Below are 12,372 nucleotides of genomic sequence, written 5' to 3' on the forward strand. Positions count from 1 at the left end.
CCCCCCCCCCCCCCCCCCCCCCCCCCCCCCCCCCCCCCCCCCCCCCCCCCCCCCCCCCCCCCCCCCCCCCCCCCCCCCCCCCCCCCCCCCCCCACGCCGCTCCCACGGCGTCCGCCGCTCGCCGGCCCCCGGGAGCCGGCACGTTCGCATTTTCGGGCTTTGTCACGGACCCTGTGACGTACGCCCTCCCGCAGCAGGGGCCCAGGGTGAGACACTATGCAAGGCGCAACATAAGTAGCCGTCATCCGGTGGTTTCGATTCCGTAATCACTGGGCATCAGCCGTAGACGCTGCGGGCAATGAAGCCTGCTCAGCCGAAGTCCGCCGGATGCGACGTGTCCGCCGCGACCCTCTCACCGCCTGGCGCGGTGTCCGCATGCTGGAATGAACTATCCGCTTTCCGAGAATCACTCCATCATGTAACCTGCACGAAATTTCGCGGAGGGCCAACGTCGTCCCTCGGCACTGCATATGCCACGACGACGACGGGAGAGCCGATGCGTTCCGACGCCTGGTCGCCCATGGACGGTCGCCCCGCCCCCCAGGGGATGTACGACCCCCGTAACGAACACGACGCCTGCGGTGTCGGGTTCGTGGCCACCCTCACCGGTGTTGCCAGCCATGAGCTGGTCGAGCAGGCGCTGACCGTACTGCGAAACCTCGAGCACCGCGGTGCCACCGGTTCCGAGCCCGATTCGGGCGACGGCGCGGGCATCCTGCTCCAGGTTCCCGACGCCTTCCTGCGCGAGGCCACCGGTTTCGAGCTGCCAGAGGCAGGCTCGTACGCCGTCGGTATCGCCTTCCTTCCGGCGGACGCCGAGGAGAACGAGGCCGCCGTCTCGCAGATCGAGACGATCGTCTCCGAAGAGGGCCTGCGCGTCCTCGGCTGGCGCGAGGTCCCCGTCACGCCCGACCTGCTCGGCAACGGCGCCCGCGCCACCATGCCCGCCTTCCGTCAGCTCTTCGTGGCTGGGGGTACCTCCCAGGCCGAAGGCTCTGGGGGAGGCGAGAGCACCGGCATCGCGCTGGACCGCAAGGCGTTCGTGCTGCGCAAGCGCGCCGAGCGCGAGGCCGGTGTCTACTTCCCGTCGCTCTCCGCGCGCACCATCGTCTACAAGGGCATGCTGACCACCGGCCAGCTCGAGCCCTTCTTCCCCGACCTCTCGGACCGGCGCTTCGCGACCGCCGTGGCGCTCGTCCACTCGCGGTTCTCCACGAACACCTTCCCGAGCTGGCCGCTGGCCCACCCGTACCGCTTCGTCGCGCACAACGGCGAGATCAACACGGTCAAGGGCAACCGCAACTGGATGCGCGCCCGTGAGTCGCAGCTCGCCTCCACGCTGTTCAATTCCGGCGCCGGCAAGATCGACCGGATCTTCCCCGTCTGCACGCCGGACGCCTCAGACTCCGCGTCCTTCGACGAGGTCCTGGAGCTGCTCCACCTCGGCGGCCGTTCGCTGCCGCACGCCGTGCTGATGATGGTCCCCGAGGCGTGGGAGAACCACGACTCGATGGACCCGGCCCGGCGCGCCTTCTACCAGTACCACTCCACGATGATGGAGCCCTGGGACGGCCCGGCCTGTGTCACCTTCACCGACGGCGTCCAGGTCGGCGCGGTCCTCGACCGCAACGGTCTGCGCCCCGGACGCTACTGGGTCACCGACGACGGCCTCGTCGTCCTCTCCTCGGAGGTCGGCGTCCTCGACATCGACCCCGCCAAGGTCGTCCGCAAGGGCCGGCTGCAGCCCGGCAGGATGTTCCTCGTCGACACCGCCGAGCACCGCATCATCGAGGACGACGAGATCAAGTCCTCCCTCGCCGCGGAGGCGCCGTACGCGGAGTGGCTCGAGGCCGGCGAGATCGAGCTCGAGGACCTCCCCGAGCGCGAGCACATCGTCCACACCCACGCCTCGGTCACCCGCCGCCAGCAGACCTTCGGTTACACCGAGGAGGAGCTGCGCGTCATCCTCGCGCCCATGGCACGCACCGGCGGCGAGCCGCTCGGTTCCATGGGCACCGACTCGCCGATCGCGGCGCTGTCCGAGCGCCCGCGGCTGCTCTTCGACTACTTCACCCAGCTGTTCGCGCAGGTCACCAACCCGCCGCTGGACGCCATCCGCGAGGAGCTCGTCACCTCGCTGCACTCCTCGCTCGGCCCCCAGGGCAACCTGCTGGAGCCGACCGCCGCGTCCTGCCGCAGCGTCACGCTGCCGTTCCCGGTGATCGACAACGACGAGCTGGCCAAGCTCATCCACATCAACGCCGACGGCGACATGCCCGGCATGAAGGCCGCCACGCTGGCCGGCCTCTACCGGGTCACCGGCGGCGGCGACGCGCTCGCCGCCCGTATCGAGGCCATCTGCGCCGAGGTCGACGCGGCCATCGAGGACGGCGCCCGGCTGGTTGTCCTGTCCGACCGGCACTCGGACGCCGAACACGCGCCGATCCCGTCGCTGCTGCTCACCTCCGCCGTGCACCACCACCTCATCCGCACCAAGCAGCGCACCCAGGTGGGCCTGCTGGTCGAGGCCGGTGACGTCCGCGAGGTGCACCACGTCGCCCTGCTGATCGGCTACGGCGCCGCGGCCGTCAACCCGTACCTGGCGATGGAGTCGGTCGAGGACCTGGTCCGCGCCGGCACGTTCATCGAGGGCCTTGAGCCCGAGAAGGCCATCCGCAACCTGATCTACGCGCTGGGCAAGGGCGTCCTGAAGGTCATGTCCAAGATGGGCATCTCCACGGTCGCCTCCTACCGCGGCGCGCAGGTCTTCGAGGCCGTCGGTCTCGACGACGCCTTCGTCGACAGGTACTTCAACGGCACCGCCACCAAGATCGGCGGCGCCGGACTCGACGTCATCGCCAAGGAGGTCGCCGCCCGGCACGCCAAGGCCTACCCGGCCTCCGGCATCGCCGCCACGCACCGCGCGCTGGACATCGGCGGCGAGTACCAGTGGCGCCGCGAGGGCGAGCCGCACCTGTTCGACCCGGAGACCGTCTTCCGCCTGCAGCACGCCACGCGCAACAAGCGGTACGACATCTTCAAGCAGTACACGGGCCGTGTGAACGAGCAGTCCGAGCGTCTGATGACGCTGCGCGGCCTCTTCGGCTTCAGCTCGGACCGCCGGCCGATCCCCATCGACGAGGTCGAGCCCGTCTCCGAGATCGTCAAGCGCTTCTCCACCGGCGCCATGTCGTACGGCTCCATCTCCAAGGAGGCGCACGAGACCCTCGCCGTCGCCATGAACCAGCTGGGCGGCAAGTCCAACACGGGTGAGGGCGGCGAGGACCCCGACCGTCTCTACGACCCCGAGCGCCGCTCCTCCATCAAGCAGGTCGCGTCCGGCCGCTTCGGTGTCACCAGCGAGTACCTGGTCAACGCGGACGACATCCAGATCAAGATGGCCCAGGGCGCCAAGCCCGGCGAGGGCGGCCAGCTGCCCGGCCACAAGGTCTACCCGTGGGTCGCCAAGACCCGGCACTCCACCCCGGGCGTCGGTCTGATCTCCCCGCCGCCGCACCACGACATCTACTCCATCGAGGACCTGGCTCAGCTGATCCACGACCTCAAGAACGCCAACCCGGCAGCCCGCATCCACGTGAAGCTGGTCTCCGAGGTCGGCGTCGGCACGGTCGCCGCCGGTGTCTCCAAGGCCCACGCGGACGTCGTCCTGATCTCCGGCCACGACGGCGGTACGGGCGCCTCCCCGCTGACCTCGCTGAAGCACGCGGGCGGCCCCTGGGAGCTCGGCCTCGCCGAGACCCAGCAGACCCTGCTGCTCAACGGCCTGCGCGACCGCATCGTCGTCCAGACCGACGGCCAGCTCAAGACCGGCCGCGACGTCGTCATCGCCGCGCTGCTCGGCGCCGAGGAGTTCGGTTTCGCGACCGCGCCGCTGGTCGTGTCCGGCTGCGTCATGATGCGCGTCTGCCACCTGGACACCTGCCCCGTGGGCATCGCGACGCAGAACCCGGTGCTGCGCGAGCGGTTCTCCGGCAAGGCCGAGTTCGTCGTGAACTTCTTCGAGTTCGTCGCCGAGGAGGTCCGGGAGATCCTCGCCGAGCTGGGTTTCCGCAGCATCGAGGAAGCCGTCGGCCACGCCGAGTTCCTCGACACCGAGCGGGCCGTCGATCACTGGAAGGCACAGGGCCTCAACCTCGCGCCCCTCTTCCACGTGCCCGACCTGCCCGACGGCGCGGTGCGCCACCAGGCCGTCGAGCAGGACCACGGCCTGGAGAAGGCGCTCGACAACGAGCTGATCAAGCTCGCCGCCGACGCGCTGAACGCGGCGACCATCGAGGAAGCCCAGCCGGTCCGCGGCCAGGTCGCCATCCGGAACATCAACCGGACCGTCGGCACCATGCTCGGCCACGAGGTGACGAAGAAGTTCGGCGGTGCGGGCCTGCCCGACGACACCATCGACATCACCTTCACCGGCTCCGCCGGCCAGTCCTTCGGCGCGTTCGTGCCGCGCGGCGTCACGCTGCGTCTCGAAGGCGACGCCAACGACTACGTCGGCAAGGGCCTCTCCGGCGGCCGGGTCGTCGTCCGCCCCGACCGGGGCGCCGAGCACCTGGCCGAGTACTCGACCATCGCGGGCAACACCATCGCCTACGGCGCCACCGGCGGCGAGCTGTTCCTGCGCGGCCGGACCGGCGAGCGCTTCTGTGTCCGCAACTCCGGCGCACTGGTGGTCTCCGAGGGCGTCGGCGACCACGGTTGCGAGTACATGACCGGTGGCCACGCGGTCGTCCTCGGCGAGACCGGCCGCAACTTCGCGGCCGGCATGTCCGGCGGCATCGCCTACGTGATCGACCTCGACAAGGACAACGTCAACGCCGGTAACCTGGGGGCGATCGAGCCCCTGTCCGACACGGACAAGCAGTGGCTGCACGATGTCGTGCGCCGCCACTTCGAGGAGACCGGCTCGACCGTCGCAGAGAAGCTCCTCGCCGACTGGTCCGTGAACGTGGACCGTTTCAGCAAGATCATCCCGACCACGTACAAGGCAGTGCTCGCCGCCAAGGACGCCGCTGAGCTCGCCGGTCTCTCCGAGGGGGAGACCACCGAGAAGATGATGGAGGCGGCGATCAATGGCTGACCCCAAGGGCTTCCTGACCACCGGGCGCGAGGTCGCCGAGACCCGTCCCGTCGAGGAGCGCGTCAAGGACTGGAACGAGGTCTACGTCCCCGGCTCCCTGCTGCCGATCATCAGCAAGCAGGCCGCCCGGTGCATGGACTGCGGCATTCCGTTCTGCCACAACGGCTGCCCGCTGGGGAACCTCATCCCCGAGTGGAACGACTACGCCTACCGCGAGGACTGGGCCGCCGCGTCCGAGCGGCTGCACGCCACGAACAACTTCCCGGAGTTCACCGGCCGCCTGTGCCCGGCTCCGTGCGAGTCGGCGTGTGTGCTCGGCATCAACCAGCCGGCCGTCACCATCAAAAACGTCGAAGTCTCCATCATCGACAAGGCGTGGGACTCCGGCGACGTCACCCCGCAGCCGCCGGACCGCCTGTCCGGCAAGACCGTCGCGGTCATCGGCTCCGGCCCGGCGGGCCTCGCGGCAGCCCAGCAGCTGACCCGGGCGGGCCACACGGTCGCCGTCTACGAGCGCGCCGACCGCATCGGCGGACTGCTGCGGTACGGCATCCCCGAGTTCAAGATGGAGAAGGTGCACATCAACCGCCGCATCGAGCAGATGCGCGCGGAGGGCACCAAGTTCCGTACCGAGGTGGAGATCGGGCGCGACCTCGACGCCACCAAGCTGCGCCGGCGCTACGACGCCGTCGTCATCGCGGCCGGCGCGACCGTCTCCCGCGACCTGCCGGTCCCCGGACGCGAGCTGAACGGCATCCACTTCGCCATGGAGTACCTGCCGCTCGCCAACAAGGTGCAGGAGGGCGACTTCGTGGCGCCCCCCATCACCGCGGAGGGCAAGCACGTCGTCGTCATCGGCGGCGGCGACACCGGCGCGGACTGCGTGGGCACCGCCCACCGCCAGGGCGCGGCCTCGGTCACGCAGCTGGAGATCATGCCGCGCCCGGGCGACGAGCGGAACGCGAACCAGCCCTGGCCGACGTTCCCCATGCTCTACAAGGTGACCTCCGCGCACGAGGAGGGCGGCGAGCGGGTCTACTCCGTCTCCACCACCCACTTCGAGGGCGACGAGGACGGGAACGTGCAGTTCCTGCACCTGGTCGAAGTGTCCTTCGAGGACGGCAAGCTGGTCCAGAAGCCGGGCACCGAGCGGAAGATCCCCGCGCAGCTGGTCACCCTGGCGATGGGCTTCACCGGCATCGACCAGGCCAACGGACTGGTCGAGCAGTTCGGCCTCGAGCTCGACGAGCGCGGTAATGTGGCGCGTGACGCGGACTTCGCGACGAACGTCGACGGTGTCTTCGTCGCCGGCGACGCGGGCCGCGGCCAGTCGCTGATCGTCTGGGCGATCGCCGAAGGCCGCTCGGCGGCGCGCGGCGTGGACCGCTACCTCACGGGCGCGAGCGCCCTGCCGGCCCCGATCCGCCCGACGGACCGCGCACTGACGGTCTGACCGCACCGCCCCTTGCACGTCCCGTACAACGGCGTACGGAACTGAACACGGCGCCTGCCCTGTCCCCGACCGGACTTTGGGCAGGCGCCGTGACGCGTCAGGGGGATGCGTGACGCCTGCGGCGGGCGTTCGCCCCGCCCCGCCCCGCCCCGAACCGGGGAGAATGGGCGGGTGCCTACGAAGAAGCAGAAGCAGGTGAGCGCTGCTCCGCCCGAGCGGCGCCGGGAACTCCTCGGTATCGCCGCCGAGGTCTTCGCCGCTCAGGGCTACAACGCCACCACCGTCCGCAAGATCGCGGACGCGGGCGGGATGCTCGCCGGCAGCCTCTACTACCACTTCGATTCCAAGGAATCGATGCTCGACGAGATCCTCGCCACGTTCCTCGACGAACTCTGGGCCGGCTACGACACCGTCCTCGCCGCCGGTCTCGGTCCGCGCGAGACCATCGAGGCCCTCATCACCGAGTCCTTCCGGGAGATCGACCGGCACCGCGCCGCCGTCGCCATCTACCAGAAGGAGTCCCGGCACCTGGCCCTGCAGCCGCGCTTCCAGTACCTGGCCGACTCGCAGGTGAAGTTCGAGAAGGCGTGGCTGGGAACACTGGAGCGCGGGGTCGCGGCGCACGTCTTCCGCGCCGACCTCGACATCCGGCTCACGTACCGGTTCGTCCGCGACACGGTCTGGGTCGCCGCCTCCTGGTACCGGCCCGGAGGTCTGCACAGCCCGGAGGAGATCGCCCGGCAGTATCTGTCGATGGTTCTCGACGGGATCGCCGTACGCACGTGACGGAAGCCGGTCGTACGCACATGACGCCGGCCGTAGGTGCGAACCCTGCGCGGCCGTGCCGGTGGCACGCACTCGTCCGGCTCAACGGGGCAGGGGCCGATCCGGCGAAAGCGAACGCGCACGGGCCGGCCCGGCGCGGGCTCGGACAGGACGCCGGTCCGGAGCCGAACCGGTGACGTCGCAGGTCCACGATCCGGCACGATCCGGCGGCCGGTCGGCCCGCAGATCCTGGGCGAGCGCGGCCGCCGGGCGAACGCGACGATCATCCAGCGTGTCCGATCCGCGCTTTCCGGGGCTCGGCGTGCTACGGTGGCACAGTTGCAGTTTTGGTACCCATGAACTTTGTGTGCGCCTGACGGGAATGCTTCCTCAGGCGCACATTATTGTTTCCGGCTTCTCCGGATGGGGCTCAATGCAGCGACGGGAAATTCACGAGGTGTGAATTTTCGGCTTGCCCCTGTTTTAGGAGAATGACATGGCTACTGGAACCGTGAAGTGGTTCAACTCGGAAAAGGGCTTCGGCTTCATCGAGCAGGACGGCGGCGGCGCCGACGTCTTCGCCCACTACTCGAACATTGCCACCTCGGGCTTCCGTGAGCTCCAGGAGGGCCAGAAGGTGACGTTCGACGTCACGCAGGGCCAGAAGGGCCCGCAGGCGGAGAACATCCTCCCGGCCTGATTGCCGGGCGCGTATCTCGCAGCTCCTGCAGCCGGGGCCCGCACCTTCGTCGGTGTGGGCCCCGGCTCTTGCTGTCCACAGGCCCCAGGAAGGCACATCCGCATGAACCGCTCCGAACGACCGGACCGCCCCGCCGCCAGGTCCGCACGCCCGGCCCGCAGGCGCCCGGCCACCTCCGGCGTCGGAAACCGGCCCGGTGCCGGAAAGGGCACCGGCGCAGGCAAGGCCGCCGGGTCCGGGAAGGCGAAGGCGTCCGCCCGCAGTGCCGCGCCGCCGCAGGAGTTCACCCTGCCGCAGACCGTCACGCCCGCGCTGCCCGCCGTCACGGCGTTCGACGAGCTGGACATGCCCGCCGCCCTGCTGAAGACCCTCGCGGCACAGGGCGTCACCGAGCCCTTCCCCATCCAGGCGGCGACGCTCCCCAACTCCCTCGCCGGCCGGGACATCCTCGGTCGCGGCCGCACCGGCTCCGGCAAGACGCTCGCCTTCGGGCTCGCGCTCCTCGCCCGTACCGCCGGCCGCCGAGCCGAGTCACGGGCGCCCCTCGCGCTCGTACTCGTCCCCACGCGGGAGCTCGCGCAGCAGGTCACCGACGCCCTCGCGCCCTACGCGACGTCCCTGCAGCTGCGGCTCGCCACCGTCGTCGGCGGTCTGTCCATCACCAAGCAGGCCGGGGCGCTGCGGCGCGGCGCCGAGGTACTGGTGGCCACCCCCGGGCGGCTCAAGGACCTCATAGAACGCGGCGACTGCTCACTGGGCGACGTCGCGATCACCGTTCTCGACGAGGCCGACCAGATGGCCGACATGGGCTTCATGCCGCAGGTCACCGCGCTGTTGAAGCAGGTGGAGCCGGACGGCCAGCGGATGCTCTTCTCCGCGACCCTGGACAAGAACATCGACCGGCTCGTACGGATGTTCCTCACGGATCCCGTGGTGCACTCGGTCGACCCGTCCGCGGGCGCGGTCACCACCATGGAGCACCACGTGCTCCACGTGCTCGACGAGACCGACAAGAAGGCCGTCGCCACGCGCATTGCCGCCCGCGACGGCCGCGTGATCCTCTTCGTGGACACCAAGCGGACCGCCGACCGGTTCGCGAAGCGGCTGCTGGCCAGCGGTGTGCGGGCGGCCGCCCTGCACGGCGGCCGGTCCCAGCCGCAGCGCAACCGCACCCTGGACCAGTTCAAGAACGGGCAGATCACGGCACTGGTCGCGACGAACGTGGCGGCGCGCGGCATCCACGTCGACGACCTGGACCTCGTCGTCAACGTCGACCCGCCCGTCGACCACAAGGACTACCTGCATCGCGGCGGCCGCACGGCCCGCGCGGGCGAGTCGGGCAGTGTCGTGACGCTCGTCCTGCCCGAGCAGCGCCGCGAGATGACGCGCCTCATGGCGAACGCGGGCATCAGCCCGCGTACGGCACGGGTGAAGTCCGGCGACGAAGAACTCAGCCGGCTGACGGGGGCGCGGGAGCCCTCGGGTGTCGCGGTGACGATCGAGCTCCCGCAGCCGGTGGCGCCGGCCGCGAAGACCGGAGCCGCGTCGTCGCGCAGGCGACGGCCGGCGCGACGCCACGGCGAAGGCGCGACGGAGTCGCCGCGGGCCTCGCGGGCGGCTGCGCCGGGCGAGTCCCGGGGCCGGACGTCGGCAGGCCGCGGGCGGCCGGCACGACGAGGCGGCAGGGGCGCGGCGGGCTGACGCGGTGGGCGGCCCCGTTATGTTTTTCGCGGTCCTGCAAGAGGGGGACCACTGCACCGCCGACCACTACGGGTCCTTCGACCTCGTCGACCACGGCTGCTGAATCCGCCCCGCCGCGCCGCTCTGCCGCGCCGGCAACCTCCGCCCCGTCGCTGGTTGGGTTTTGCGCCCGGGGCGAGCAGGGCCCGTACGGATTCGGTGTGTCCCCAGGCCGCGGCGCCGCCGGGCGGCAAGTCGCCGTCATCGGGACCACAGGCGCGGTCGGGTTCCGCGCCCGGGGCGAGCAGCAGCAGCACGATGCCCGCCTTTGTTGCCGGTGACCGCCGCGTACAGGGCTGTCCGGTCGTCCTCGGCGTCGGCTCCCGCAGCGGTCGCACCACGGTGTCGTCGTCACCGCCGTGCACCGCCTCGAACAGGTCCTGCCTGTTCGCCGCCGGGTCGTCCGTCATGGTTCGACGCCACGGAAGCCCGGTCAGGTGTCGCATTCGAGAATCGTCCGGCACAGCCCGCAGCGGGCCCGCACCCGCCCCCGTACGGGCACTCGGATGCGCTGGTGGCAGGTTGTGCACGGGAAGGAGACGCGCAGCCCGTCCGGCCCGTGCTCGAACGCGTACGCGTACGGGCCGGCGACCCGGGCACCTGGGGTCTCCAGCGCGTGGCGGCGGTCCTTGGCGTAGCGGAGGCGGCCGATCCGGCCCGCTGTGGTCAGCGGGGGTTGCTGGGCGTCACGCAGCGCCTCGGCGCGGCCCTTGGTGTACGCGTGGTAGGCCTGCGGGCTGGTGAACCAGGTCCGCGGATCCTCGTCGAAGGCCGTCGCCCGCCCGGCGAGGACATAGCCGAACTCCTCCGGGGTGAGGTAACCGAGCTTCTGGCTGGAGACGGCGTCCTCGCGGAACGCGTCCAGCAGCAGCCAGCCCGCGCCCAGGTAGGTGGTCACGGTGTCGGTGAGGATCTCGTTGTCGCGGGTGCCGGGGAACGCCAGCCCCAGCCGGTGCAGCAGTACATGGGTGATCTCGTGGGCGAGGGCGGCGCCGATGTCCCGCCGGTGGGTGCGGAACCGGTCGTTGAGCTCGATGAAGTACTCCGGCCCCGCCGTCAGTTCGACGCTCGCCGCGTGCTTCATCTCGCGGAAGCTGACGATCACCCGGGCGTCCGGGAGGCGCAGATGGTGTACCAGGGCGCGGGCCACCCGCTGGGCGCCCAGGTGAAGATCGTCCTGGTCGCCGAAGGCGACATCGGCGGGGAGCACGCTGGGGGCGTAGGAGAGCACGCCTTCGGGGGAGAGCCGCCGGTACAGCGCGGTGATCGCCGACCGCACGGTGTCCAGGTGCGGAAAGCCGTGCAGGACCTCGCTGTCGTTCGCCACGTTCCGTACCCCCATGCGTCCTGGTCTTCTGCGCCTGTGGCGCCTGTGCCACTCCGCGCTTTGCGCGCCTGTGGCGCCTCGGCACCTGCGCGCCTGTGGCGCCTCCGCCCCGCCCGAACGGGCTTCAACTCTACGGCGGTGCCGTGACCGCACCGCTGGGACGACGCCAGGGAATTGGCCGAAAGGTGCTCCTTGTGGTGTCCGCTGACCGGGTCCCATACTCCGGACAACGCCTTGTCGGGCACATGTCACTGCTTCCGCCCGGCTCGGTGATCCCCTCAACCCCCCACGAGAGGCAGTCCCTTGAACCTGATGCGCACGCTCAAGAGATGCGCCGCCGCCGGCGCCGTCATCCTGGCCGCCGTCAGTCTCCAGCCCACCTCCGCCTCCGCCGCCGCCCCGCCCGTCGTCGGCGGCACGCGCGCCGCCCAGGGCGAATTCCCCTTCATGGTCCGGCTCTCCATGGGCTGCGGCGGTGCGCTCTACGCCAAGGACATCGTGCTCACCGCCGCCCACTGCGTGAACGGCTCCGGCAACAACACCAGCATCACGGCGACCGCCGGCGTCGTGGACCTCCGGAGCTCCAGCGCCATCAAGGTCCGCTCCACCAAGGTGCTGCAGGCCCCCGGCTACAACGGCACGGGCAAGGACTGGGCCCTGATCAAGCTCGCCCAGCCCGTCAACCTGCCCACCCTGAAGATCGCAGAGACCACGGAGTACAACAGCGGCACCTTCACCGTCGCCGGCTGGGGCGCGGCCCGCGAGGGCGGCCCGCAGCAGCGCTACCTGCTGAAGGCCCAGGTCCCGTTCGTCTCCGACGCCAGCTGCCGGCAGGCGTACAACGAACTCGTACCCGGCGAGGAGATCTGCGCCGGATACAACCAGGGCGGAGTCGACACCTGCCAGGGCGACTCCGGTGGTCCCATGTTCCGCAAGGACAACGCCGGCGCCTGGACCCAGGTGGGCATCGTCAGCTGGGGCTACGGATGCGCCAGGGCGGGCTACCCCGGCGTCTACACCGAGGTCTCGACCTTCGCCGCCGCCATCAAGTCCGCGGCAGCGAATCTGTAAGGCACGCGGCGCAGAGGAGGGGGCAGGCCCCGCGGCCTGCCCCTTTCCGGCACACAGCGACACCGCAGCTCAGCGAAGCCGCAGCACGGGCCGGGCCTCGCGCCCATCCGCTTCAGGGAACAGCAGGGCCGGGCCGTCCCCGGGGGCTGGAGCACTCGCGTCCCGGACCCTGAACACCCTCCGACCATCGCCACGCCCTCGACGTAAGCTCCCTGACC

General features: G+C 70.7%; 7 protein-coding genes and 1 pseudogene. 7 read left to right on the plus strand and 1 reads right to left on the minus strand.

The window, feature by feature from the left end; all coding sequences use genetic code 11:
• The first annotated feature begins 496 nt into the window (after positions 1 to 496).
• The 5 genes from gltB (at position 497) to ACZ4SA_RS32065 (ending at position 9,717) form a co-directional block, all read left to right on the plus strand.
• Entirely contained in the window at positions 497 to 5,098 is a 4,602-nt protein-coding gene (gene gltB / locus ACZ4SA_RS32045; RefSeq protein ID WP_468281420.1) for a glutamate synthase large subunit, read from the plus strand.
• Complete coding sequence (locus ACZ4SA_RS32050; protein WP_468281421.1) at positions 5,091 to 6,551, plus strand: glutamate synthase subunit beta; 1,461 nt, start codon at positions 5,091 to 5,093, stop codon at positions 6,549 to 6,551. The genes gltB and ACZ4SA_RS32050 overlap by 8 nt, the downstream gene beginning before the upstream one ends.
• Positions 6,552 to 6,722: 171 nt before the next feature.
• Entirely contained in the window at positions 6,723 to 7,337 is a 615-nt protein-coding gene (locus ACZ4SA_RS32055) for a TetR/AcrR family transcriptional regulator (RefSeq protein ID WP_468281422.1), read from the plus strand.
• Positions 7,338 to 7,812: 475 nt separating this feature from the next.
• A complete protein-coding gene (locus ACZ4SA_RS32060) occupies positions 7,813 to 8,016 on the plus strand; it encodes a cold-shock protein (RefSeq protein WP_005318814.1) in 204 nt (67 codons plus the stop codon).
• 102 nt (positions 8,017 to 8,118) lie between these two features.
• Entirely contained in the window at positions 8,119 to 9,717 is a 1,599-nt protein-coding gene (locus ACZ4SA_RS32065; protein ID WP_468281423.1) for a DEAD/DEAH box helicase, read from the plus strand.
• A gap of 472 nt (positions 9,718 to 10,189) precedes the next feature.
• Here the strand turns inward: ACZ4SA_RS32065 and ACZ4SA_RS32070 are convergent, their stop codons facing one another.
• Positions 10,190 to 11,098, minus strand: coding sequence for a hypothetical protein (locus ACZ4SA_RS32070; RefSeq protein WP_468281424.1), 909 nt, complete (start codon positions 11,096 to 11,098; stop codon positions 10,190 to 10,192).
• Between the two features lie 297 nt (positions 11,099 to 11,395).
• Here ACZ4SA_RS32070 and ACZ4SA_RS32075 point away from each other — a divergent pair, with 297 nt between their 5' ends.
• Both ACZ4SA_RS32075 and ACZ4SA_RS32080 read left to right on the plus strand, forming a co-directional pair.
• Positions 11,396 to 12,154: a S1 family peptidase gene (locus ACZ4SA_RS32075; RefSeq protein WP_468281425.1), complete on the plus strand. Its 759-nt coding sequence runs from the start codon at positions 11,396 to 11,398 to the stop codon at positions 12,152 to 12,154.
• A gap of 93 nt (positions 12,155 to 12,247) precedes the next feature.
• Positions 12,248 to 12,361 (plus strand): annotated as a pseudogene (locus ACZ4SA_RS32080) (AraC family transcriptional regulator); the annotation flags it as partial.
• Between the last annotated feature and the right edge of the window lie 11 nt (positions 12,362 to 12,372).

The organism is Streptomyces sp. NPDC027962 (assembly GCF_055566095.1).